The sequence below is a fragment of the Capilliphycus salinus ALCB114379 genome (assembly GCF_047276495.1).
GTDB lineage: Bacteria > Cyanobacteriota > Cyanobacteriia > Cyanobacteriales > Microcoleaceae > Capilliphycus > Capilliphycus salinus.
This window is the reverse complement of record NZ_CP178543.1, coordinates 4,680,931-4,707,396: the sequence shown is the minus strand read 5'-3', so window position 1 is coordinate 4,707,396 and position 26,466 is coordinate 4,680,931. Positions and strand designations below refer to the sequence as shown.

The following is a 26,466-nucleotide window of genomic DNA, read 5'->3' as shown; positions in this document are numbered from 1 at the left end:
AAATTCCCAACCGTAATCAAGTATACAAACTCAACAACAGCCTTGAGCTAAATTCATAAACTCAAGGGAAGGAGTTGTCCATGTCAGCAACAATTACCCCCACAACCGATCCCGCCCAGGATATCCTCCGCGACGACCACCAACCCCTCAACGCCATTTTTGCCCCCCGTAGCGTCGCCGTCATCGGTGCCAGCGAAAAACCCCACAGCGTCGGACGCACCCTGCTTTGGAACCTGATCAGCAGTCCCTTTGGCGGGACCGTCTTCCCCGTCAACCCCAAACGCAGCAGCATTCTGGGGATCAAAGCCTATCCCAGTCTTGCAGACGTTCCCGAACCGGTCGATCTCGCCCTGATCGCCACCCCTGCGGCCACCGTTCCCGGCGTCGTTCAAGATTGTGTGAAGGCGGGCGTAAAAGGTGCTATTATTCTCTCAGCAGGTTTCAAAGAAATCGGCGCCAACGGGATCGCCCTCGAACAGCAAATTTTGGACATCGCCCGTCGGGGAAACCTCCGCATCATCGGCCCCAACTGTTTGGGCGTGATGAACCCCCTGACCGGACTCAACGCCACCTTTGCCCACGCGATGGCCAGACCCGGAAACGTCGGTTTTATCAGCCAAAGCGGCGCCCTGTGTACCTCCATTTTAGATTGGAGCTTTCAAGAAAACGTCGGCTTCAGCGCGTTTATTTCCATCGGTTCGATGCTCGATGTGGGTTGGGGTGATTTAATCTATTATTTGGGCGACGATCCCTGCACCCAAAGCATCGTGATCTACATGGAGTCCATCGGCGACGCCCGTTCTTTTCTGTCGGCCGCCCGAGAAGTCGCCCTCACCAAACCGATCATCGTGATCAAAGCCGGACGCACCGCCCAAGCCGCCCAAGCCGCAGCCTCCCACACGGGGGCGTTAACCGGAAGCGATGAGGTGTTGGACGCGGCCTTTCGTCGCTGCGGCGTGTTGCGGGTTTATAACCTGACTCACCTGTTTTCAATGGCGGAAGTTCTCGCCAAACAGCCCCGCCCCAAAGGTTCGCGCCTGACGATTTTAACCAACGCAGGCGGGCCGGGAGTGTTGACCACCGATACCCTGATTTTAGAAGGGGGAACCCTCGCCCACCTTTCTGGGGAAACGGTCGAAAACCTCAATCAAATCTTACCACCCCAGTGGAGTCATAGCAACCCCATCGATATTTTAGGGGATGCCAACCCCGATCGCTACGCCAAAGCGCTGGAAATTGCCGCAGAAGACCCCAACAGCGACGGGTTGTTAGTTATCCTCACGCCGCAAGCGATGACCGACCCGACCCAAACCGCAGAAAAACTGAAAGCCTTTGTTTCCCAACATCGCCCCAAAAAACCCATTCTCGCCAGTTGGATGGGCGGGGCGGAGGTGAAAGCGGGGGCGGAAATTCTCAACCAAGCGGGGATTGCGACGTTTCCCTATCCCGATATTGCGGTGCGGATGTTTAACTATATGTGGCAGTCGAGTTATAACCTGCGGGGTTTGTACGAGACGCCCAGTTTACCCGCGACCGTTGTCACCGATGAAACTTTGGTTTGCGATCGCGCCCAACACATTATACAATCGGTTCGCCAACAGGGGCGGACGTTGCTAACAGAATTTGAGTCGAAACAACTGTTAGCCACTTACCAGATTCCCATCGTTGAAACTCACATCGCCAAAACCGTTGAAGCGGCAATTCAAGCGGCAGAAATGATCGGTTATCCGGTGGTTTTGAAGCTGCATTCTCAAACCATTACCCATAAAACCGATGTCGGGGGCGTTCAACTCAATTTGCTCGATTCTGATGCCGTAACCCACGCTTATTCTACTATTAAAAACAACATTTGTCAAACCCTCGGGGCGGAACATTTTCAGGGCGTTACCGTTCAACCGATGGTTAAATTAGACGGTTATGAACTAATTTTGGGAAGTAGTTTAGATCCGCAATTTGGGCCGGTGTTGCTGTTTGGAACCGGGGGGCAATTGGTGGAAGTGTTTAAAGATCGAACCCTGGCTTTACCGCCTCTCAATACCACCCTCGCCCGTCGGATGATGGAACAAACGAAAATCTATAAAGCCCTGTTGGGAGTGCGAGGACGGGCGCCGGTTGATCTGGATGCGTTAGAACAATTATTGGTGCAGTTTTCTCATTTGGTCGTCGAACATCCGGCGATCAAAGAAATAGATATTAACCCGTTATTGGCGTCAGAAGATCGGTTGGTCGCTTTGGATGCGCGAGTTGTTTTACACGACTCCGAAACCCCAGAATCACAGCTTCCCAAACCGGCAATTCGTCCCTACCCCCATCAATATATTACCCACTGGACCTCTAAAAAAGGTGTCGATTTGGTGATTCGTCCGATCCGTCCCGAAGATGAACCGATGGCGGTAAAATTTCACGAAAGCCTATCAGAAGAAAGCGTTTATTTGCGCTACGCTCATCTGTTAAAATTGAGTCGCAGAATTGCTCACGATCGCCTATCTCGGCTGTGCTTTATCGACTATAATTGTGAAATGGCATTGGTGGCGATTTACACCGATCCCCAAACCAAAGAAGAACAAATTGTCGGGGTGGGGCGCTTGAGTCGAGTTCACGGAGTCAACGAAGCCGAATTTTCCCTGCTGATTCGCGATCGCTTTCAACATCAAGGCTTGGGAAGTGAGTTGCTGCGACAACTGTTGTCTATTGGTCGTCAGGAAAATATTAATCGGATCACCGCCGAGATTTTAGCCGATAATTTCGCCATGCAGAAAGTGTGCGAACATCTTGGATTTAGCCTCAAGCGAGTCCTGGGCGAACCGATGTTCCGGGCGGAAATTGAACTCTAAAGGTTTATTTGTTATTATAGCTTGAATCTGACAAGGGGGTACGCCAACGTACCTTTTTTTTTGCCGATCTAAGTTACCATAATTACAGGTATGTCGGGTTAAGGGCTGCAACTGACGAACACAAAGCAATCCCCGATGGTTGCGATTAATCAGTTGGTTCAAGTTGCTAATCTTTCCCATTTTTACCGGGGGAATGTCTATGAAACATCTATAAAGTAGCAATGCGGTTAGTTTTTAACCCATTGATTGAGTCCGTTGGGGTGCGTTAAAGTTTAATCAATTGATTCAGAATTTAACCCTGGAAATAGTTATTGTTTTAGGACGGAATGAACCCTCGAAAACCCTCGATTTTAATTGTTGACGATTCCGAAGATAACTTGTTACTTTTAAGCCAAATTCTGGCTAAAGAAGGCTACAATATTAACTCGGATCTTAATGGTTATTCGGCTATAGAAACCGCATTAAAACACCCTCCCGATCTGATTTTACTTGATATTATGATGCCGGATATCAACGGCTATGAAGTTTGCGATCGCCTCAAAGCCGATTCCCGCACCCAAGATATTCCGATTATTTTTATTAGCGCTTTAAACGAACTGTTCGATCTGGTGAAAGCCTTTTCAATGGGAGCGGTTGATTACCTGACGAAACCGATTAGAATTCCCGAACTGTTATCGCGAGTTAACACTCATTTAAGTTTATATAAGCTGCAAACCGAGTTCAAACAAAAAAATGCCGAATTAACTCAACTGGTCGAGCATTTACAAAGAACTCAAACTCAACTGATCGAATCTGAAAAAATGGCGGCGCTGGGGAGATTAGTTGCGGCTTTATCTCACGAAATTAGCACCCCGGTTGGGATTGGCATTACCTTAGCTTCCACCTTAAAAAATGAAGCCCACAACTTTGAAGAACAAGTCGATCAAGGTCAACTCAAAAAATCAATTGTTGTCAATCATATCCACCGGGTAAAACGCAGCAGTCATATTTTACTTGACAATTTACAAAGGGCCGCAGATTTAATCCAAAGTTTAAAACAAGTTTCCGCCGATCAAAGCCATTTTAAAAAACAAGAATTTTACTTAAAACCCTACCTGGAAAAAATTATTATTAGCCTCAGCCCTCACCTGGAAAAATCCGGACACAAATTAACCCTTACCGGAGAAGAAACCTTAAAAATTAATAGCTATCCCGGAGCGTTTGCCCAAATCGTTACCAATTTAGTGATCAACTCCATTCAGCATGGTTATCAACCCGGAGAAACCGGACATTTACACTTTGACATTTACAGTCAAGATGATAGACTAATGATTATCTATGTTGATGATGGGTGCGGAATTCCAGTAGAATATCAAGATAAAATCTTTGAGCCATTTTTTACCACCGCTCGGTCCAGTGGTGGGAGCGGTTTAGGATTACATATTCTTTATAATTTAGTTACCCAAAAATTGCAAGGTCAAATTTTATGTGATGGTCAAGTGAGCCGAGGAACAAAATTTATTTTAAATTTACCAATAGAACTCGAGGAATAACCGAGGAAGTATGATCAAGAGAATCAATTTCCAGCAAAACCAGTCCAACGCCGAAGCAGATCTGACCACTCCCCCCCCAGACGACGAGATGATTTGGAGCGAAGAAGAACAGGAAAATCTATCTTTAAAACCCCAAAGAGAAGGGTGGAAAGTGATGATTGTTGATGACGATCGCTCCATCCATGAAGTCACCCAACTCGCCTTAGAACAGTTTACATTTGCCGGAAAACCCCTTAACTTTATTTCCGCCTATAGTGCAGCCGAAGCCAAACACCTGCTCCTCGAACATCCAGACACCGCAATGTTGTTAGTTGATGTGATCATGGAAACCGATGAAGCGGGTTTAGATCTGGTCAAATATGTTCGAGAAACCCTCAACAATCAACTCACTCGAATTATCCTCCGCACCGGTCATCCCGGACAAGCGCCGGAAGCTGAAATTATTCTCAACTACGATATTAACGACTATAAAACCAAACTCGAACTCACCCAAGAAAAATTAATTACCACAGTTACACTCTCTTTGAGACAGTATCAAACCTTGCAACAAACCCTGACCCAACAGAGCAAGCCAACTCCGGGTAATATTTTAATCGTTGATGATGATGCCAATCATCTAAAATTACTCGTACAAATCTTACAAAATCATGGATATAAAGTCCGAGCTACTCAAAGCGGACAACACGGGATACTGTCGGCGAATATGAGTCAACCCGACTTAATTATCCTCGATGTAATGATGCCCCGATATCGATGGATATACCGTTTGTAAAAACTTAAAAGCCAATCCCAAAACCAGCAATATTCCGATCTTATTTATTAGCGCCTTAGAAGGCACCATTGATAAAGTCAAAGCCTTTAGGACAGGCGCCGTTGATTTTATCAGTAAACCCTTTGAAATCGAAGAAGTATTAGCGCGAGTCGAAACCCATCTCACCAACCAAAAACTCAAACAACAACTCAAAGATCAAAATCGCCGACTGCAACAAGAAATCGCCATTCGCACCGCCAGCGAAGCCCATTTACGGCTCCTACAACGGGCGGTCGATGCTTCTTCTAACGGCATTGTGATCGCCGATGCTCAAAGCCATGATAAGCCTTTAACCTATGTTAACTCGGGATTTGAACGGATTACAGGCTATAGCGCCGATGAAGTGATTGGCGAAAATTGTCGCTTTTTGCAGGGAAGAGATAGCGATCAACCGAGTTTAAGGGAAATGCACGACTCCATTTCCCAAGGTCGAGAAACAAACGTCATTGTTCGCAACTATCGCAAAGATGGTACACCGTTTTGGAATAAACTTTCCATTTCTCCGGTACACGATGGCGAGGGGAATTTAACTCATTTTATCGGCGTTCAAGAAGATATTAGCGATCGTATTTTAGCAGAACTTGCTCAAAAAAAAGCCGAAGAAGAACTGCGCCGCAGTGAAACTTTACTCAATCAAACTCAACGCATCGCCAAAGTTGGGGGATGGTCATGGGATTTAATTGAAAATAAATATTGGTGGTCGGAGCAAATGTATCGACTGATGGGGATTAATCCCAACGATTCCCTTTCGAGTTTAGAGCAAATCGAACAAAGAATTCATCCCGACGATCGCGCCCGAGTTCGACAAGCAACAATAGAAGCTTTAGAACAAGGAATCACCGCTAAAATTGAGTTTCGTACCCTCGACCGAGAAGGGATCATTCATCATCTGATTTCTCGCACCCAAGTTCAGCGAGATGATCTCGGGCGTATTGTCCGCTTGTATGGCACTTTACAAGATATTAGCGACTACAAACAACGGGAAGAAGCGCTGAGATTATTTTCTGAAGAAATCGCCTGTAAAACCGGTGAAGAATTCTTTCGCACCTGCGTTAAATATTTAGCTCAAGTGCTACAAGTTCAATATGCGGTGATAGCAGAAGCAACAGACGAAACCAAACAAAAACTACGAACATTGGCGGTTTGGGACGGGGATAATCTTAGAGAAAATTTTGAATATGATGTTGATGGCACCCCCTGCGAATCTCTAATGAATCAAGGTTGGTGCTATCATCCGAATAATATTCAGCAACATTTCCCCAACAATAAAGTCTTAGCTAATTTGGGTGTAGAAAGTTATTGGGGAGTCCCTTTAACCAATTCTCAAGGTCAATCGATCGGCTTAATTTATATCATGGATGGCGCTCCTCTAGAAATTAATCTCGATCACGAGATGATTATGAAAATTTTCGCCACCCGCACCGAAGCCGAACTCGAACGTCAACAGTTTGAAATCACCCTCCGCCAAGCCAAAGAAGCCGCAGAAGCCGCCAACCGAGCCAAAAGCACTTTTCTGGCGAATATGAGCCATGAACTCCGCACGCCTCTAAACGCGATTTTAGGCTTCTCTCAACTCCTCAGTCGCAGCGATCATCTATCTGTTGATGAACAAGACAGTTTAGAAGTGATTCACAATAGCGGTGAACATCTGCTGACTTTGATTAATCAAGTGTTAGATTTGTCGAAGATAGAAGCCGGACGGATGAAACTGCAACCCCGCAAATTTGATCTGTTTCATCTCCTCCAAAGTTTGCAGAGAATGTTCACTCAAAAAGCCAATGAAAAAAACCTGAAGTTAAAGTTTGAGTACCGGGAAAATCTTCCTCAATTCATCTGTACTGATGAGATGAAATTGCGCCAAATCTTGATTAATCTTCTCAGTAATGCGATTAAGTTTACCCCGAAAGGTGAAATTATTCTGCGGGTTCTACCTCGTTGGTCTAATTTTGTATCAGCCTCTCCCCGTTTTTTACCGACGGGAACTTATGCTTTTTGTTTTCAGGTAGAAGATACCGGAGTGGGTATTGATCCCGATGAATGCCAAGACTTATTTAAGGCTTTTGTGCAAACTTCATCCGGTCAACAAACCCAAGAAGGAACGGGGTTGGGGTTAAAAATTTCTCAGCAATTTGTTCACTTGATGGGGGGAGAAATTATGGTGAGTAGCGAGTTGGGACGGGGAACGACTTTTGAGTTTATTCTTCCGGTTGAAATTAGCGAAGATGAAACTTCTAACCCCTCCTCCGAGCGTCTGCGGGTGATCGCCCTCGAACCCAACCAACCCCGCTATCGGATTTTAATCGTTGATGACCGCCAGGACAACCGCCAACTGTTGATCGAATTGCTCGCTCCCGTGGGGTTTGAAGTGCGGGGGGCTAAAGATGGTGAAGACGCCGTGAAACTCTGGTCGAGTTGGCAACCGCACCTGATTTTTATGGATTTACGAATGCCTGCGATCGATGGTTATCAAGCAACTCGTCAAATTCGCGATTTAGAAGCAGCGAGGCGAGTCGAGAATCCGCCCGATAATATAATACCATCTCCCAACAAAATTGACAAGACTAAAATTATCGCCATCACCGCCGGAATTCTTGATAGAGAAAAATCTTTGGCTCTGTCTGTCGGTTGTGATGATTTTCTTCGCAAACCCTTTTTAGAAGGAGATATTTTCGCGCGCATTGCTCAACATTTAGGAGTCCATTACATTTGTCGGGAGTCCGGCGTTGCTCCCGTTGCAGAAGGCGTCCCTTCTGTGACACTTACATCGGAAGATCTGGCACAATTACCAATAGAGTGGTTAGCCGAGTTTCATCAAGCTATCATTGAAGGACGCAGCCAGCGAATGCAAAGCCTGATTGAGCAAATTCATCCCCAATATCCATCCCTTGCCGATACCTTAATTTATTTAGTGGATCGGTATCAATACGAGCAGTTACTCGCTTTAACTGAACCGAAAACCGATCAATCTGCTTCTATAGGCTCATGAACTCTTTGTCGCCTTCTGCTCCTCAAAAAAGTATTTTAGTCGTTGATGATACCCCGATCAATTTAACGCTGTTGACGCGGATGCTCACCAGCCAGGGGTATGAAGTTCGGGTTGCACCGAGCGGTCTTTTGGCGTTGCGTTCCGTCCAGACGAGTCCTCCCGATTTGATTTTACTCGATATTATGATGCCGGAAATGGACGGCTATCATTTTTGTCGCCTCCTCAAACAGCAAGCGGAAACCCGAGAAATTCCGATTATTTTTTTGAGCGCATTGGATGAAGCCTCCGATAAAGTTAAAGCCTTTGAAATGGGGGGAGTTGATTATATTACTAAACCGTTTCAACTGACTGAAGTTTTGGCTCGGATTGAAAATCATTTGCGGTTGCGATCGCTACAATTGCAACTGAGCGAACAAAATACCAAACTGCAAAAAGAAATCCATCTGCGACAAATTGTTGAACAGCAATTTCGCGAAAGTGAAGAACGCTGGCAACTCGCCCTACAGGGAAATCAAGATGGCATTTGGGAGTGGAAAGTTGAAAGCGATGAGATGTTTCTTTCCTCTTGGTTTCAGGAGGTTTTTGGTTATGAAGATCATCATATTCTCTTTAATCAAGGCTGGAAAAATTTTATTCATCCCGATGACTGGGAACGCCTAAAAACGGTTTTAAATGATTATTTAAAACAAAAAATTCCCCTTTATTCTGTTGAGCATCGGTTGCGTTGTGTCGATGGCGGTTATAAATGGGTATTGACTCGCGGACAAGCTCAATGGGATATTTCAGGAAATCCCGTTAGGATGATTGGTTCGGTGCGCGATATTAGCGAACCCAAACAAAGAGAACTGGAAATTAGACTGCTTCTCAAAGTCACTCAAGCCATTAATGAAGCGGTGGATGTAGACTCGGCTTTGAATTTAGTTTTAGCAACCGTTTGTCAAACGATTGATTGGGATTATGGTGAGGTTTGGATACCCAATACTGAAGGAACTTTTTTAGAGTGTAGTCAGACTTGGCATCTGGATAAAAACCAAGCGACTCAATTTAGACAGTTTAGATTCGATTTAACTTTTGCACCGGATGAAGGCTTACCGGGACGAGTTTGGGCGACGGGTAAACCCGAAGTTCATTTGTATTCGGAAGTCTTACCCAAAATTGGTTTACAATCGGGTTTTGGGGTGCCAATTTTAGTCGAAGATCAGATGCTGGCGGTGTTAGTTTTTTTTACGAAAACCAAGAGCAAACCTCAAGAACGAACTCTCGAACTCGTTAAAGCCGTAGCGACTCAATTGGGGTCTTTAATTCAACGCAAACAAGCCCAACAAGAATTACAATCTCAAAAAGAACAAACTGAAAAATTACTTTTAAATATTCTCCCCCAACCCATAGCCGAACGCTTGCAAAAAAAACCGGGAATTATTGCCGATTATTTTCAGGATGTTAGCGTTTTATTTGCCGATTTGGTCGGGTTTACTGATTTTTCCTCCGAAGCCACTCCCGCTCATATTTTGGAAATTCTCAACAGTATTTTTAGTCATTTTGACCGGCTTTCCCAACACTACGGTTTAGAAAAAATTAAAACCATTGGAGATGCTTACATGGTCGTCGGTGGCTTACCGCTTTATCACCAGGAACATCTAGAAGCGATCGCGAAAATGGCTCTGGATATGCAAGGAAATCTGACTCTATTTAATCAAAAAACCGGAAATAATTTTCTGCTGAGAATTGGCATTCATGCGGGTCCGGTGGTTGCGGGGGTGATCGGGTTGAGCAAGTTTAGTTATGATTTATGGGGGGATACGGTTAATGTGGCTTCTCGGATGGAATCTAACGGCGTTCCCGGTCAAATTCAAGTCACCAGCGAAGTCTACGATCGCTTAAAACATAAATTTATGTTTGCTTTACGGGGTTCGATTCCGATTAAAGGAAAAGGAGACATGACGACTTATTTTCTGTTGGATAAATACTAAAAAATGGCAGATGATACAACGATTTAATCGCTATCGCTGCTATTTCCCCAAGGATCGCGACAAAACATATAAATCACCTCAAAACTCTGTCCGGCTTCTGAGGCTTTTTCTTCTTGACGTTCTAGATAATTTCTCCGTCTGGCTTTGGCGATCGCCCTTGTGGTTCCCTGAGTCGAATCGTACACCCAAGACCCCTCTCCGACTTTATACTTAAACTCGCAAACAATATCATAAGCGGAGGAGGCTCGGGCGACTTTGGGAAGACCGGATAAACCGACGATAGAAATAACAATTAGCGATCCGACAGCTTTAAACATTTTCTCTCCCATTGAAATCACAAAATTGTTGGGGTTTGCTGTTGGCGTTTAACCCCGGTTTCCATTTTCCCTCAATCGTTTACTCTATAGTGTAGGATAGAATACCGAGAGAAAACTGTTCACTCCGCACCGAATAAATCAAAAGTATATCAAAACTGAAGCGCGGTTATCTCCGTCGTCTGTACGGCGGAGCAGGATAGCGCGTGAGCGAAGCGAACAAATCACCCTCGACTATGGTGCGTGAATATACTCTTTAAGAATATAAATAGGCGCACCACCAGTAGAACGAATATAAAGTTGATCGCCCCATAAGCCTTTCTTCCAATCCTTGAAGTAAGGTCTAAGATCAGACTCAAATTCTTTTCTGATTATTCGGCTAGAAGCAGATTTCATAGATCCTAGTAAAGTCGAAATACTATTTTTAGGATGTACATCTATCAGAAAGTGAACGTGGTCTGATTCTCCCTTACATTCTAGAAGGATGCAATCATTTTTTTAGAAGTACACGAGCCACGATGTCATCTATTCGGCTAATCATCTGATTAGTGAGACATTTCCGTCTATAAGCGGTTACGAAATAGCTGTGTAACTGAATTGAGAATACAGAGTGCGCTCCTTTTCTGTAATGAGTTGTCACTTGTTCGACTCAACGCTACAATGACATTTATGGTAACACGACGCATCACGTACAGGCTTTATCCAAATCGTCGTCAAGAATCACTCTTGCACTGGGCGCGACGAATGCACTGCTGTCTTTATAATGCTGCGGTTGCCAATAGAAAAACGCAGTACCAACGGTTCAATCATTCAGTTGATTACTTTGAGCAACAGAACTCGCTTCCAGAGTTTAAGCAGGTTTGGACTGAGTACAAAAGGCTTGGTTCTCAGACATTGCAAGCGACTTTAAAGCTTGTTGATTTTGCCTTCAAACGTTTCTTTAAAGGATTAGGAAAATATCCCAAATTCAAATCCTCTCGCCATTATTCTGGATGGGACTATCCCAACAAACAAAGCTGGAAAGTTACCACTAATAACGGAGTCAATGGTTATCTCAATCTAAGAGACTTAGATATCACCATTCAAATGAGAGGAAAAGCCAGAACTTGGGGAATTCCAAAAACCTGTACTATTTTTTGGCGAAACAGAAAATGGTATGCGTCAATAACCGTTGAGTGCTGTTCGGTTAGGCAAACAGGAAAAGGTGCTATCGGTTTAGATTTTGGTTCTAAAGTTGCCGTTGCTACCAGCGACGGTGATTTGATTGAGTCTCCTAAGTTCCTGAAGCAGGCATCTGGACAAATCACTCAACTGTCAAAAGGGTTGAGGCGCAAACGCAAACCGGAAAAACGGAAAGTTAAAGCATCTCGCCGATGGAAAAAAATAAACGCACAAATCGGAAAGATTAAACGAAAAGTTGCCAATCAACGGCAAGACTGGACGCATAAAGTAGCGGCACAAATTGTAAGCGGTAATAGCTTGGTTGCTACTGAGAAACTAAATCTTAAAGGTATGACCCGTAAAGCCAAGAAAGGCAGTAAGAGAAAGCGACAGAAGGCGGGACTTAACCGTAATTTACTGGACGTTGCTATAGGTATGCTTCGAGAATCAATCAAGTATAAAGTTATCGAAGCGGGTGGAGTATTTTTAGAAGCTCCAACTCAGCAATTAAAGCCGACGCAACGCTGTAACAAATGTTGGGAGTTAACGCCCAAGACCTTGAATGATAGGGTTCACATTTGCTCTCACTGCGGTCATAACGAAGATCGAGACATTAATGCTGCCCAGGTTTGTTTAACTTGGGCAAGGGGTTGGGAACCAGCCTCTTTAGATGCAGAGTCGCAAAGCTCTACTGACTGCGGAAGCATGAAGCAACTTTGGACAAAGAAGCGTCAGAAACGACCGCCTCTATAGGCTGGGTGTAGTTCATTCAATTTTCTTGTGCCAGTGTCTCAACTGTCTATCTGGGAAGAATGGGCGTGTTAGGTTGATCGGGCTTGGAAAACATCATCACAAACACCTCAGATGTCACGCTTTGCGGAGTGTCACACCCAACATTCCACTCACCCCAAACCCTTTTGTACAGTAAAGTCATCGAGTCACAGTGAGCTATATGGAAACCAATCAAAATATTACCCAAACTCTGATTCAAGATCGCTCTACCTTCGAGAAGAATTTAGAAGAATGTTTGAAAACCGCCTGGTTGCACTTAGTCGCGGAAACCGCCGATACTTATACCGGAGATGATTGGCTGTCGTTGTGTCCCGATATCGACGAAGGTGAACTGTACCGAGACTGGTTTATCTGGTACGATCGCGAAGTTGCCGGAGAATGGGAAGCCTACGACTACCTCACCGATAAACGCTATTCTAACCCGGATTTAGCCGTTGTTAAAGCTTTAATTGACCAAGTTGAAGATATCCGACGGGACTCAACCCAAGTTGCTTAGAAAGAATGATTATTTTGTTGATAGAGACTTCAAATGATCGACGGGGAAAGGGGTGGCTGATGTCGCCCCTAATTTGTATCCGCAGAGATTAAAACCCCAGTAAATCTGCTATGCTAAACCATTAACTGAACGTAAAAATACAGCAATGACGATCGCGCCCGGGAAGCAGATTAACTTTAAAACCACCCCTTATTTAGAGTTAAATAATCAAGGGGAAATTATTCATTTTGAACTGACTGAAGATTGCCATCTCCTCGGGCGAGATCGTCTATCGGTTGATCTGATTGTTCCTCCCGAATGGCAAGTGATTTCCGGTTGTCATGCGGTTTTTCGTCGTCAGGGAGAGTCTTACTGGATCTATGACGGAAACGGACAGGAACCGAGTACCAACGGATTATTTATTAACCATACTCGCATCACTCCTTTTGAGGGCTATTTACTGAATAATGGGATTGAAATCAAAATCGGTCAAAATCCACAAAATTTAATTCGACTGCGTTATTTTAATCCGAATACTTTAGCTTCACAAACTCAGTTTACTGGCGAATACATTTCTTTAGAAAATCGTTCGGTTTTATTGGGTCGAGATCCGGGGGCAACCCTACATTTAGACTCCCCGGTTGTCTCTCGCCGCCACGCCACGATTGAACCGGACGGTCGCGGAGATTATTTACTCAAAGACTATAGCAAACAGGGCGTATTTGTCAACGGTCAACGGGTGAAACAATCGGTAAAAATTGGCGATCGCGATACCATTCGCATCGGCCCGTTTACCCTAATTCGTCAGGGAGATACTCTAGAATTATCCGATACGGGAACTCAAATTCGTTTGGATGCCCAGCGACTTTTACGCATCGTTAAAGACCGTTCAAATAAAGCCAGAGTGTTATTAAATGACCTGTCTTTTGCCATTGAACCCGGTCAATTTGTGGCGTTAGTTGGCGGGAGTGGGGCGGGAAAATCGACGTTGATGCGAACCCTTTTAGGCATTAGTCCAACCACGAAAGGGAGAGTTTATATTAATGGAGAAAGTTTACACAAAAATTTCTCTTTGTATCGAACTCAAATTGGTTATGTTCCCCAAGATGATATTATTCATCAAAATCTAACCGTTAAAGAAGTCTTAGAATATGCGGCAAAATTACGACTTCCCCCCGATGTAGACGTGCGGGAAATTGTCCAGAAAACCCTTTATGAAATTGAAATGTTGGATCGGGGTCAGGTGTTGGTTAGTCAACTGAGTGGCGGTCAACGAAAACGGGTCAGTATTGGGGTTGAACTGTTAACCAATCCCGTGCTTTTCTTCTTAGATGAACCGACATCGGGACTCGACCCCGGTTTAGATAAAAAGATGATGTTATTGTTGCGAAAGTTGGCAAATCAAGGGCGAACTGTTATTTTAGTAACTCACGCCACTGCTAATATTAAACTTTGCGATCGCATTATCTTTTTGGGACGGGGAGGACGCCTCTGTTATTTCGGCCCGCCCCGACAAGCGTTTGAGTTTTTTGAAATCGAAAGCGATGATTTTGCCGATATTTATAACTTGCTCGAAGATGAAAGTAACGCTCATGCTTGGGCGGCTCAATTTCAGCGTTCTAATGAGTATAAACAATACGTTGCCAATCATCTGAGTATTGGGGAACCTCCCGCCACAAAAATTGCACCTCCGCCACCGAAACAGGCTTCTATTCCCGAACAATTAACCATTTTAACGCAGCGTTATTTTCAACTGACCAAACGCGATCCGGTCAATTTATTGCTGAACCTGTTAACGGCACCTGTGGGGATTATTTTAATCCGATTAGCCATCCGCGATCAAGATCCGTTTGTCAGCGAACCGAGTTTAAAAATTGCCTCTTTAGCCCGACAAGTTTTATTTGTATTTACTTCGGCCGCCCTCTGGGTCGGGTTATCGAGTTCTCTGCAAGAAGTGGTTAAAGAAAGTGCGATTTATCTGCGAGAACGGCTGGTTAATTTGGGTTTAGTTTCCTATCTCTGGTCTAAGTTTATTGTGCTGTCGGGTTTGGCTATTTTGCAAACAATTTTAATGAGTATTGTTATTTTAGTTTGCTTCAAACATCCGAGTCCCGAGTTAATTTCATGGCCGGTTGGCGTGAGTATTACCAGTTTTTTAACCCTAATTAGTTGTATGAGTTTGGGGTTAATGGTGTCGGCGATGGTGAAAAATAGTTCCCAGGCTAATAGTGCTTTACCGTTGATTTTACTTCCCCAAATTATTTTTTCTGGGGTTTTATTTAAGATGGAAGGCTTGGGGCGAGTGGTGTCTTGGTTGATGTTAAGTCGTTGGTCTATTGGGGCTTATGGTTCTTTGGTGAATGTGAATGCGTTGATACCCGAACCCGTACAGTTACCCGACGGGACAACGGTACCTCAACCTATTGAAGTTTCTGCTGTTTATGACCCCACTTGGCAAAATTTGGGCTTAAACTGGGGGATGTTAATTTTACATCTGGTCGTTTATTTGGCCCTGACTTGGTTGGTACAAAAGCGGAAGGATATTTTGTCCTCTTAAAATTAGCTTTAATGGGGGATAAATTGACAAGGGGGAAGGGATCTATTAGGATGATAACAATTACTGGTTTAGTTGACTCTGGGACTAAAACGATAAGTTAAACCAATGGGAAAGTCAACTGGATTTAATCCAGCTTCAAGAGAGAAGAAAAGCTCTGAGTGATTCTTCTAAATTAATTTGATAACCGGAATTCAAACCCTAGAATTATTTTTCGGATGACAGCCCATTAAATTATGAATTATTGGTTAATTAAATCGGAACCCAATGTTTATAGTATAGAGACGATGAAGCAGGAAAAAACCTGTGTTTGGGATGGGATTCGCAATTATCAAGCTCGTAATTTTTTGCGGAAAATGGCTCGGGGAGATTTGGCTTTTTTCTATCATTCTAATACAAAATATCCCGGAATTACAGGTTTAGTTCAAGTGATTGAAACAGAGATAATTGACCCGACTCAGTTCGATCCAAACAGTCAATATTATGACCCAAAATCAACTCCAGAGAACCCCAGATGGCAAACCGTTAGAGTAGAATTTGTTGAACAGTTTCCGAATGTGATTACTTTGGCTCAACTCAAACAACAATTTACACCGGATGATTTATTATTAGTTAGACGAGGAAATCGTTTGTCGGTAATGCCGGTAGCTGCGGATATTGCCGAGAAAATTATCGGGGTAAAAACCGATAACTGTTAACTTTCAATTTCCCGTTGTAAAAACAGGAGTGAGTAACTATTCCGTCCTCTTTCTTTAGTTTGATAAAGTGCCCGATCTGCGGTATCAATTAAAGCTTGAATAGAAGTTTGAACAGTGGGATAAGTACAAGCAATCCCAAAACTGAGTGTGACTCGATTTTCAGTCAAAGAATTGACATGAGGAATATTTAAAACTCTGATTTGATCTTGAATCATTTCAACAACATGAATTGCTCCCTCTGCATTGGTATTTGATAAAATAATGGCAAACTCCTCGCCCCCGTAACGGGCTACAAAATCCGCCGGACGTCGAATGGTTTGCTGAAGGGTTTGAGCGACATTAAATAAACATTGATCTCCGGCTGGATGACCGTATGTATCATTATATCGCTTAAAATAATCGAGATCGCATAAAATCAAGGTTAGGGGTGTTTGTTCTCGAACACAACGTTTCCATTCCCGTTCTAAATATTCATCAAAATAACGACGGTTAGGAATTTGTGTGAGTTGATCGTGATTGGCGAGATAATGTAATTGTTCGTTGGCTTGTTGTAATTTTTCGTACAATTGAGATTGTTGAATGGCGATCGCGAGTTGATCGGCAAACCGACAAGCGAGGGCGATTTGTTCATCTTGATAAGCAGAAGCAGACCTATTTTTTAACAGACTGAAACTCCCCCAAACTATCCCATTAACGACTAAAGGAATGAGCAACCAAGCACCCGGAAAATCTTGTATTATTCCCTGATTAATCGGATCGCTTATTGTGTTTGTATCATCAATTCTAACGATTTCACCCCGTTTTAATTGTTCGGCAATTGGGTTATTTTCATCCGGGATTCTTAAATCTCTTGTCTCCGGGAGATTCCCATCGCGACTATAAATTTCCCGATGTACCCAACATTGATTTTCGGGTTGATATTGAACGACAGCAACCCGATTAATATTGATCAATTCTGCTGCTTCTTGAACTGCGGTTAAGAAAATTGTTTTTAAGTCTAAAGAGTTGCGAATCAGTTGTACAAATCGGTTAAATGCTTTTTCTTGTTGAGTTTGTCGCTGAAGTGCAAATTCCGCTTGTTTGCGGTGGGTAATATCGATGCTGACGACGGTTATAATCCAGCAGTTTTGCGTGTCATCTCGGCGAATATTGGCATTTTCTCCAATCCAGCGAATTGAACCATTTTGATGAAGAAAACGGTATTCAATATATTTTTGGGATGTTCCGGTTAGAGCTTCCTCAAAAGCTGGAATTAGAATGGTTTCCCAATCTTCCGGTAAAACCCGAGATTGCCAGAGATTGGGATTGGCTAAAAATTCCTCGGAAGAATAGCCATAAATGTTTTGACAGGTGGGGGAATAATAGTCATATTTCCAAGTGCCATTTTCAAACAGTCGAAAGCTGACAACAGCAGCGGCTGTATTACTCAAAACATCTTGTAATTGGGCTTGAGAGGCTTTTAAGGCCAATTCAGCCGCAAAGCGATCGCTAATATCGAGAACAATCCCACAGATTTCATAACATTGATCGGTTGGATCTAAAAGCGGAAACTTGGTAATTAATAGAGTACGAGTTCCTTGATTAAATGGAACTTCTTCCTCAAAAATAATCGGACGTTTAGCAACAATTGCCGCTCGGTCGCTGGCGTCGCAAGTTTCAGCAAATTCAGGGGGAAGAAAATCATAATCGCTTTGACCCAAAAGTTGATCTTGACTTAAGTTCGTCATCCGTTCATAGGCGGGGTTAACATAGGTGTAGCATCCCTGTAAATCCTTCAGAAAAATGGCATAAGGTGAACTATCTAAAATCAAACGCAGACGTTTTTCACTTTCTTTTAAAGCCAATTCAAGCTGTTTGCGTTCACGAAGTGCAGCTTGCTGTTCGCTAATATCGGTTCCGACTAAGGTCACAATCCAGGCGGGAGAACTTAAATCCCGTCGGGCGGTTAAATTACTCGCAATCCATCGAATAGAGCCATCTTTGCTGCGAAACCGATATTCTACAGATACGGTCGTTTCATCGGATAATTCTTCTAAAATCGGCACAAAAACCGTTTCCCAATCTTCACGAATTACTCGAGATTTCCAAAGTGTGATATCGCCCATTAATTCTTCGGAAGTGTATCCTAAAATAACTTCACTTCCGGCAGAAACGTAGAGATATTCCCACTCTCCATCCTCAAAAATACGATAGCTAATAATCGAAGCGATCGTCCGATTGAGAACATCCCGAAGTTTCGCTTCAGACGCCTGCAATGCTTGCTCTAAATGAATCCGTTCGGTAATATCCCAAAAAATACCTTGAGTGGCGATAATATTTCCTGACTCATCTCGAACGGGAGCTTTTACAACTTGAACATATGTTATTTTTTCACGGGTTGGTGCTTTATGTTGTTCGATAATATCTAGCACTTCTCCCGTTTCGATCACTCGTCGATCATCTGCGGCATATTTCTTCGCGAGTTCGAGCGGATAAACATCATCAACCGTCCATCCAATTACTTCTTCTAAGGATTTTCCTAATGTTTTTAAATAGGCACGATTTCCAAAGGTCAGCCGTCCTTCTACATCTTTTCGATAAACACATTGGGGTAAAACATCTGCTAGGGATTGATAATAGGCGTTAGTTTGTTCTAAAGCGATTTCAATTTGTTTGCGTTCGCTAATATCTCGCCCGGTTTCAAACATTCGGATCACTTCACCTTTAGCATTGCGAATCACATTCCCTCGACCTTCTAAATGGCGTACAGAACCATCTGAACGAATAATTCGATGATCGCTCTCAAAAGGTATTCCTTCTCTGAGGCTTCGTTCAATAGTCTCGTTTAAAAAATCGCGATCTTCTGGATGAACCAGTTGTATAAATTCAGTATAATTGGGTTCGTTTTGTTGGGGGTCGAGTCCAAATAATCGAAACATTTCTTCTGACCAAATAATTTCGCCTGTAGAGGGGATAAATTCCCAACTTCCCACCTGAGCAACCCGTTGGGCTTGTTTGAAACGAGCTTCACTGGTTCGCAGTTTTTCTTCATTAATTTGACGGTCTCGAATATCGTTAATATAAACGGTTAGTCCGAAGCTAATCCCCAATACCATCAGACCACAAATGAGATTGAATATCGTTGGAAATCTGTTGTCTGGAAACTGACGACAAGCCGGGGGTAGATTCAACTCCCAGAACCACAGGGTTAAGCATCCAACCAAACTAACACAAAAACTAGCAACCGAGAAAATAGACCGATTCATCGTTGAAAAACGTTAAATTAAGTTAAAGGCTTAGAAAGACCTCAACAGCCTTTCTATTCCTTTAGCTTACAAACTATTCTTTTGTAAAGTAACTTAATCGCCCTTCACCGACCGCAGGGGGAATCACCAGAATTAAACGAGCCGAGATTACGATCGCCTTTTTGCCTTTATAATTGAGATATACTCATCAATACAAAACACGGTTATGAGTCTATCGTTAACCCCAGAAGTCGAACAAGCCATTGAAGAACAAGTGAGAAGCGGGCGCTATCAGTCAGCTAATGAAGTTGTTCAAGAAGCATTGAGACTGCTGAAAGAACGCGATCGCGCTTTGAATGAGAAACGTTTGGAAGAACTGCGTCAAAAGATTGCAGTTGGAACCGAACAAATTTCTAAAGGAAAAGTCACAGATGGAGAAGTTGTGATGGAAAATTTGTTACAAAAAATTCGGCGTGAATATCAGTCCGAATGAGCAACTACTCTTTTTCAGACGAAGCAATTGCAGATTTAGAAGCTATATCTAGAAGACTTATTTTCAAAACAGTAAACTCGTCAAGTTAGGCGATCGCTTTCTCAAACTTGGGTAAAAACCCGAACCCCCACCGATGAAAAAATCGCCAAAAATATATTAGAATGTAGTACAGAAATTACACAGGGACAGTTAGCGGCGTTGATTCAAGCAGAAACCTTAGAACTATTGGAATGGCAGCGTTTGTGTCATCACCTCGCCACCTTTGCGACAACCAAGCTAGGGGCGGTGGTAACGCGCAATTTACCCATTCCCCAAAGCCCCTCGGAAACACTCGAGTTGTTGGCGCAAACCAAAGAAGCCTATCAACTGGAATTGCGGCTAACCACTGGACTTTCACTGCGGGGAATTCAAGATATTGGCGACGCCCTCGAACGTGTTGAACGTCACGGTATACTTTCGGGAGAGGAACTTCTCGAAATTGCGACAACGCTAGCCGGTGCGCGACAGCTTCGCCGTCAAATCGACGCCCACGAAGAAGATTTTCCGGTGCTGGCGGAGTTGGTCTCCGAGTTGCGAACTTACCCGGAATTAGAACAAGAAATTCACCGATGTATTGATGATCGCGGCGACGTTACCGATCGCGCCAATCCCAAATTAGCAGAAATTCGGACCAAACTCAAAAGTACACGCGATCGCATTTATGAAATTCTGCAAAACATTTTACAACGCAAAGCCGGAGCAATTCAAGAACAGCTAATCACCCAAAGAGGCGATCGCTTTGTAATTCCGGTAAAAGCCCCCCAAAAAGATCAAGTTCCCGGTATTGTTCACGATACTTCAGCCAAAGGCGGAACCCTTTATATCGAACCGAAATCAACGATAGAACTCAACAACCAACTGCGACAATTACAGCGTCGAGAACAGGTTGAAGAAGAAGCGGTTCGTCAGGTTTTAAGCGAACAAATTGCCGAAGTCAAACCGGATTTAGAACGATTATTAGTCATTGTTACAACGATTGATTTAGCCGTCTCCAGGGCGCGTTATAGTTTGTGGTTAGAAGCCAATCCGCCCACCTTTACCAATCTAAAAATCGAAGACGAAACTGTTAAATTCGTTCTGCCTTCTCAAACCGACAAAACCAAGTTTCAAAACCCGGTAACACTGCGACAATTGCGCCATCCGCTGTTAGTTTGGCAGCAACAACACGAACAAGGTACCCCCGTTGTTCCCATTGATGTTAATATTAAACCTTCGATCCGAGTTGTGGCGATTACCGGGCCGAATACGGGCGGTAAAACGGTGACATTAAAAACCATTGGCATGGCGGCATTAATGGCAAAAGTCGGGTTATTTATTCCCGCCAGAGAACCCGTAGAAATGCCCTGGTTTGATTTAGTTTTAGCCGATATTGGCGACGAACAATCCATCGAACAAAGTTTATCAACCTTCTCGGGTCATATTCGTCGAATTAGTCGAATTTTAAACGCCCTTTCTGCGGAAAAACAGTTAGAACCAGAAGATCAAAAAAATGAGGTAGAACCCGTTAAAAACTCAGAAAATACCGAAGAAATAGAAGAAATAGACTCTCTAGAAACGATCAAAGCACAGATAAAAAATCCAGAAGTTAATCTTTCCAATTCTCTAATTTTACTCGATGAAATTGGGGCGGGAACGGACCCCACAGAAGGAAGCGCTTTGGCAACGGCACTATTACAATATTTAGCCGATTCTGCTTTAGTCACCATCGCCACCACCCACTTTGGCGAATTAAAAGCCTTAAAATATCAAGATGATCGCTTTGAAAATGCCAGCGTAGAATTTGATGAGAAAAGCCTACAACCCACCTATCGTTTATTGTGGGGAATTCCCGGACGTTCAAATGCGTTAACCATTGCCAAACGCTTGGGGTTAAAACCGGAAATTCTGGAAACTGCGGCGTCTTATGTGGGGGGAACTTCCCAAGAGGTTAATGATGTGATTGCCGGGTTAGAAGCCCAACGCAAACAGCAGGAAACCAAAGCCCAAGAAGCCAGTAAATTACTCAAAGAAACCGAACGTTTGCATCAAGAATTAATCCGAAAATCGACTCTTTTAAAAGAGCGAGAACAGGAACTCAAACGGGAGCAAGAACAAGCCATTCAAGAGGCATTAATTCAGGCTAAAGGTGAAATTGCCGGGGTAATTCGCCGTTTACAACAGGGTCAACCCAAAGCCCAAGATGCCCAAAAAGCAACCGAAGCTTTAGATCAAATTGCCGAACAACGTCTTCCGTCTCGCAAACAAAAACCGCCCGAAAAACCGAAATTTCAGCCCAAAGTTGGCGATCGCATTCGGATTCCGAGTATTGGTCAAACCGCAGAAGTAATGAACGAACCCGATGAAAATGGTCAGCTTACGGTTCGGTTTGGGATCATGAAAATGAACGTTGGGTTAGCAGAAATTGAGTCTCTCGACGGTCAAAAAGCTGAGATTCCCACGAAAACAAAAACTTCAGAAAATACCAAAAATTCAGCATCCGAAACAACAACTTCTGCACCGGCGAAAAGAGCAACGGTTCGCACGTCTAAAAATACAATTGACTTGCGCGGAAAACGAGTCTCAGAAGCCGAAATTGAGATCGATCGAATGTTAGGTCAAATGCTTGATTTTGGGGCGATCTGGATTATTCATGGAAAAGGCACAGGACAACTCAGACGAGGGGTTCACGAATTGCTTAAAAATCATTCTTTAGTCGAACGTTTTGAGTTGGCCCCTCAAGCCGAAGGCGGCGCCGGCGTGACTGTCGCCTATCTCAAATAAGAATGATGACGACAAAGTAATGGTAGAATTTTTTCTTCCTTTTCTGTTAGTGAGTTGGCGATCGCCATCTCAAAACATCCCTTAGAGGGCGAATATGGCGATCACAATCATCAAGATCAGAAAACCAAGAATTCCTCCTTCTGAGTCATCTTTTCTATACTCTGCTTTGCTGTATCCGCCTCCAGAACTACTATAGCTGTATCCCCCGCTGGGTTGGCTGGTATAGGCGGTTTTACTTTTGTCTTTCAACTGGGACCGAGAGAAGTCTCGCTGAAAGTCACAGTTGAGACATTGAAAAACATCGGGATTACGCTGAACAATGGTCCGTTTACCGCATCTGGGACATTCTACTGTATCTTGCATAAGTTTGTTCTCCTGAGTTCATCATTTGGCCCTCTTTAGTGAGGGGTTACACCCATACTTGGTTTTAACCCACAGCGTTTGATTCCGGCAACCTATCCAGCGAAGGATTAGCAGTTTTAGACTCACCAATATCCGGCTTTCTTCGCTTGGTGAGGGGTTTTGAGGCTCGGATTAAAATAATTTATACTTCGGGGGACTCCGCGATCTCAACCCGCTTAATCCCCTAGATTCAGTCTTTTGGCTGTAACATTCCGAAATTTTTTTAGATGACTTACTCGAATTTCCAAAAAATAGCTGTATTAAAAAATACTATTTTGGGCTTTTGAGATTGATAGTTTTACTGTAGCGACATCTAACCCACACTGTCGTCTCACCAAAGGAAGAAGCTAAAAGTAATATTCGGGTTCATCAAATCATCAACCTAAAGATTAAAGTGCGTTGGGTGCATCAAACCCATGAATCTTACCAAAAAAGCAAAAACGTTAATGATTTGATGCACCAAAATCTTAAAACCTGTTAATCTGAAATCACAAGCTGATTTTGTAACATCTCAATTAACTCTTGTTTTGCCCAGGGTTTTGTCATATAATCACTTGACCCCAACTGTTGAGCTAATTTACGATAGCGATCGCTTTTACGAGAAGTTAACATAACCACAGGAAGTTTTTCTCGGGAAAATTGGCGGCGACAATGACTGAGGAATTCTAACCCATTCATTTCCGGCATTTCCAAGTCACAAATCACCAACTGAACTTGGGGATATTGTTGCAGTTTAATTAACCCTTCTTTACCGTGTTGGGCGGGAATAACAGTGTATCCTTCTTGCTGCAATGTTGCACACAAAGATTGACGAGTTGTCAGGGAGTCGTCAATCACTAAAATTGTCCCTTTTTCGGGGGATGTTAATTTCAGATCACCGGAAATCAACATCACTTTTTCGGTCGTTGCTTCTTGGTTTTGTTGCCATTTTTCTAACAACACCGCACTATCAATCACCGGAACCAAACGACCATCTCCCAAGATTGTACAGCCGTAGAAATAGGGGGGCGCTTTTAACGCTTTTCCGAAGGGTTTTATGGTCAAGTTTTGTTCCATTAAAACCTGATCAATTCTTAAGCCAATCGTTTCTAATCCCTCCGATAACAGCAACACCATTACTTTTCCCGAAAATTGTCGGTTGGGGTTTTGTTCCAAAGTGGGAAGATGAGGTTTTTCGCGGTTTATCGGAATTCCCGGATAGCGATATTTTGACAAAACCGACTGAATTAAAGGAACTTTTTGTCCTAACCAATTATACATTTGTCCGTCTTCCTCCGTCTCAATTTCTTCGGGAGAAGCCGAAATAATCGCCCCCACAGTATCCATCGCAATAGCAAATAAATTGCCATCGGTTTGAAAGACTAACAGTTTGGTAATGGTGAGTGACCAAGGTAAACGCAGGGTAAACTTTGTCCCTTCATTAATTTCCGATTGTATGGTAATATTACCTTTTAAAGCTTCTACTTGACGGCGAACGGCTTCGAGTCCAACGCCTCGCCCCGATAGATCGCTTACTTTATCTTGGGTGGAAAAATCGGGCAAAAATAACAAGTCATACAACTGATTTTTGCTGAGGTATTGGGCATCTTGTTTCGAGATCAGTTTTTTTTCTATCGCTTTTTTGCGGATTTTTTCTAGATTAATTCCCCGACCGTCGTCTTGAACTTCGAGATAAATATAGTTTCCTTGGTTGTAGGCTTTTATTTCTATTTTTCCTTCTGGGGGTTTGTTTTTCTTTTGGCGAATTTCTGGCGGTTCAATCCCGTGATCGAAGGCATTTCTAACTAAATGAACCAGGGGATCGTAGAGTTTTTCTAACACCGCTTTATCCACCAAGGTTTTCTGACCAATCAGGTTGAGTTTTACTTTTTTGTGTTTGCGAATTGATAAATCTCTGACCATACGCGGAAATCGATTTAACAGAGATTCTACAGAAATCATCCGAGTTTCGGTGAGATTTTTTTGAACTTGTTGTAAGGTTTGTTGTCGCTTTTTCACAAGTTGATTGCTTTGAAAATTGAGCAGTTTCATTTCATACAAAATCTGCTCGACTTTCTCCATTTCATCTAAGGTTTTTTGCAGGTCGGTTTTCAACAAACCGGCTTCGTAGCCGGACTGGAAATCTAGGGGATTTTGGGAAGTATTAAACTCGGTTATTTCTTGCAGCCTCCCCATGAACTTATGAAACTGATTCCAACTTTTACTTAAAATTTCTAAAGAAGATTTGACTTGCTGATTTTGTAATAAAAAACTATTATCTTGAGTTGCCAATTCTCCGACTAAATTATTAATCTGTTCCAAACGGTTCAGATCGACTCGCACCCCCAAAGTGAGTTGATTATCGGGTTGAACAGAAACCGCAGAAATGGAAGGAGATATTGATGTTTCCTCGGTCAAAGTTTCTGTTACCGACGGTTGAACCGTCTTTTGAGGTTGGGGGTTTTCGGGAGGTTTAGAGGAATTTTCAGACGGAAGATTATTAATTTCTTCGGGGGATTTTGAGGCGTTTTTTGAAGAAGTTTTAGCCAACGTTTGAGAAGAACTTGACACCGAACCCGACGGCACCGGATTTCTATTTTTTTCGGGAGATTTCGGGGAAGTTTTAGAGGAAGTTTTCCTCGCGCTTGGGGTTTGAACTTGGGTTAACTTTAACAGAATTTCACTCGGTTTTCCGCCTTGAATGCGATCGCCAGATAACACCGCTTTTTGAGCCGCCCACAAGTCCGCCAAAGCCAGTTTACAAATTTTTTGAGTGTATTTTGGGTTAACTTGAATCGCTTTAATTGTCGCCTCTGCAATCATCGTAAACCCCGGCAAACTCAACATTTTTCCGAGGGTTGCAAACACTTCCGCTTGATTTTTTAACTCGTCAGCCAGATTGTAATTTTCGGGATGAATTAACATCTGTTCCCAACGCCGCAACCCCGAGGGAACTTCTTCTTTAAACAGAAAAACCGTCATATCCGTCTCCATCGGAACTTCGGGAAGTTCTGCGGCGTCTTCCAAAGAATGTCCGAGTAAAGCTTCTATTTTTTGAAAAATCAACTCAGAACGTTCGGCGGCGTCTTCTTGCTGACATTTACCCTTTTCAATTTGTTCAAGAATGGGCGATCGCAAACAATCAAACGCCTGTAACAATAACTCCTCTAATTCTAAACTAAAAACCGTATCCTCAGCGTACAGCGCCCGAATTGCATTTTCCAGGTTGTGAGCAATATCTTGAATACCCATCAACCCAACACAAGCCGCCCCCCCTTTGATCGAATGCGCCGCCCGCATCAGGGCGTGAAGTTTGGGCATTTCGTGTTCGGAAGTCAGGGTCATCAACCCCTGTTCTAAAATGTGCAAGAGTTCCAAAGATTCCTGCACAAAAAACTCATAAGCTTGGTCATTAGTATCAATCATTTTTGGAGGGTAGATA

16 protein-coding genes and 1 pseudogene are annotated in these 26,466 nt (G+C 43.3%); 12 read left to right on the top strand and 5 right to left on the bottom strand.

Annotated elements, in window-relative coordinates:
- Nucleotides 1-80 precede the first annotated feature (80 nt).
- The 6 genes and pseudogenes from ACL6C3_RS18990 to ACL6C3_RS18965 all read left to right on the top strand — a co-directional run bounded on the left by ACL6C3_RS18990 (nt 81) and on the right by ACL6C3_RS18965 (nt 10,133).
- Nucleotides 81-2,834: a bifunctional acetate--CoA ligase family protein/GNAT family N-acetyltransferase gene (locus ACL6C3_RS18990; RefSeq protein ID WP_413160597.1), complete on the top strand. Its 2,754-nt coding sequence runs from the start codon at nt 81-83 to the stop codon at nt 2,832-2,834.
- A 326-nt stretch (nt 2,835-3,160) separates the two neighbouring features.
- A complete protein-coding gene (locus tag ACL6C3_RS18985; RefSeq protein WP_413160596.1) occupies nt 3,161-4,366 on the top strand; it encodes a response regulator in 1,206 nt (401 codons plus the stop codon).
- 10 nt (nt 4,367-4,376) lie between these two features.
- Nucleotides 4,377-5,138: a response regulator gene (locus ACL6C3_RS18980; RefSeq protein WP_413160595.1), complete on the top strand. Its 762-nt coding sequence runs from the start codon at nt 4,377-4,379 to the stop codon at nt 5,136-5,138.
- Nucleotides 5,116-5,229: pseudogene (locus tag ACL6C3_RS18975) on the top strand (histidine kinase); the annotation flags it as partial. The gene ACL6C3_RS18980 and the pseudogene ACL6C3_RS18975, both read left to right, overlap by 23 nt.
- Nucleotides 5,230-5,433: 204 nt before the next feature.
- Nucleotides 5,434-8,163, top strand: a complete 2,730-nt coding sequence (locus tag ACL6C3_RS18970; RefSeq protein WP_413160594.1) for a PAS domain-containing protein — start codon at nt 5,434-5,436, stop codon at nt 8,161-8,163.
- Nucleotides 8,160-10,133 carry an adenylate/guanylate cyclase domain-containing protein gene (locus ACL6C3_RS18965; protein WP_413160593.1) on the top strand — a complete coding sequence of 658 codons (1,974 nt, stop codon included), beginning with the start codon at nt 8,160-8,162 and terminating at the stop codon, nt 10,131-10,133. Before ACL6C3_RS18970 ends, ACL6C3_RS18965 begins: the two co-directional genes overlap by 4 nt.
- Before the next feature lie 23 nt (nt 10,134-10,156).
- Here the strand turns inward: ACL6C3_RS18965 and ACL6C3_RS18960 are convergent, their stop codons facing one another.
- Together ACL6C3_RS18960 and ACL6C3_RS18955 are read right to left on the bottom strand one after the other, a co-directional pair.
- Nucleotides 10,157-10,450 (bottom strand): hypothetical protein, encoded by a 294-nt coding sequence (locus ACL6C3_RS18960; protein ID WP_413160592.1) that lies wholly within the window; start codon nt 10,448-10,450, stop codon nt 10,157-10,159.
- A gap of 231 nt (nt 10,451-10,681) precedes the next feature.
- On the bottom strand, nt 10,682-10,888 hold the full coding sequence (locus ACL6C3_RS18955) for a transposase (protein ID WP_413168367.1): 207 nt from the start codon (nt 10,886-10,888) through the stop codon (nt 10,682-10,684).
- Nucleotides 10,889-11,116: 228 nt separating this feature from the next.
- Between ACL6C3_RS18955 and ACL6C3_RS18950 the strand changes: the two genes are divergently transcribed.
- From ACL6C3_RS18950 to ACL6C3_RS18935, 4 genes are all read left to right on the top strand, one after another.
- Nucleotides 11,117-12,361: an RNA-guided endonuclease InsQ/TnpB family protein gene (locus ACL6C3_RS18950; RefSeq protein WP_413160591.1), complete on the top strand. Its 1,245-nt coding sequence runs from the start codon at nt 11,117-11,119 to the stop codon at nt 12,359-12,361.
- A gap of 199 nt (nt 12,362-12,560) precedes the next feature.
- On the top strand, nt 12,561-12,896 hold the full coding sequence (locus ACL6C3_RS18945) for a hypothetical protein (protein ID WP_413160590.1): 336 nt from the start codon (nt 12,561-12,563) through the stop codon (nt 12,894-12,896).
- A gap of 145 nt (nt 12,897-13,041) precedes the next feature.
- Nucleotides 13,042-15,432: an FHA domain-containing protein gene (locus ACL6C3_RS18940; RefSeq protein WP_413160589.1), complete on the top strand. Its 2,391-nt coding sequence runs from the start codon at nt 13,042-13,044 to the stop codon at nt 15,430-15,432.
- A gap of 233 nt (nt 15,433-15,665) precedes the next feature.
- Nucleotides 15,666-16,127 carry an EVE domain-containing protein gene (locus ACL6C3_RS18935; protein ID WP_413160588.1) on the top strand — a complete coding sequence of 154 codons (462 nt, stop codon included), beginning with the start codon at nt 15,666-15,668 and terminating at the stop codon, nt 16,125-16,127.
- Here the strand turns inward: ACL6C3_RS18935 and ACL6C3_RS18930 are convergent.
- Nucleotides 16,124-19,372 (bottom strand): PAS domain S-box protein, encoded by a 3,249-nt coding sequence (locus ACL6C3_RS18930; RefSeq protein ID WP_413160587.1) that lies wholly within the window; start codon nt 19,370-19,372, stop codon nt 16,124-16,126. The two genes, ACL6C3_RS18935 and ACL6C3_RS18930, sit on opposite strands and share 4 nt — an antisense overlap.
- 205 nt (nt 19,373-19,577) lie before the next feature.
- Here ACL6C3_RS18930 and ACL6C3_RS18925 point away from each other — a divergent pair, with 205 nt between their 5' ends.
- Nucleotides 19,578-19,844 carry a type II toxin-antitoxin system ParD family antitoxin gene (locus ACL6C3_RS18925; protein ID WP_413160586.1) on the top strand — a complete coding sequence of 89 codons (267 nt, stop codon included), beginning with the start codon at nt 19,578-19,580 and terminating at the stop codon, nt 19,842-19,844.
- 198 nt (nt 19,845-20,042) lie between these two features.
- Nucleotides 20,043-22,643, top strand: coding sequence for an endonuclease MutS2 (locus tag ACL6C3_RS18920; RefSeq protein ID WP_413160585.1), 2,601 nt, complete (start codon nt 20,043-20,045; stop codon nt 22,641-22,643).
- Nucleotides 22,644-22,724: 81 nt separating this feature from the next.
- Here ACL6C3_RS18920 and ACL6C3_RS18915 read toward each other — a convergent pair whose 3' ends face one another.
- Together ACL6C3_RS18915 and ACL6C3_RS18910 are read right to left on the bottom strand one after the other, a co-directional pair.
- A complete protein-coding gene (locus ACL6C3_RS18915; RefSeq protein ID WP_413160584.1) occupies nt 22,725-23,006 on the bottom strand; it encodes a hypothetical protein in 282 nt (93 codons plus the stop codon).
- 516 nt (nt 23,007-23,522) lie between these two features.
- Nucleotides 23,523-26,450, bottom strand: a complete 2,928-nt coding sequence (locus ACL6C3_RS18910) for a response regulator (RefSeq protein ID WP_413160583.1) — start codon at nt 26,448-26,450, stop codon at nt 23,523-23,525.
- Between the last annotated feature and the right edge of the window lie 16 nt (nt 26,451-26,466).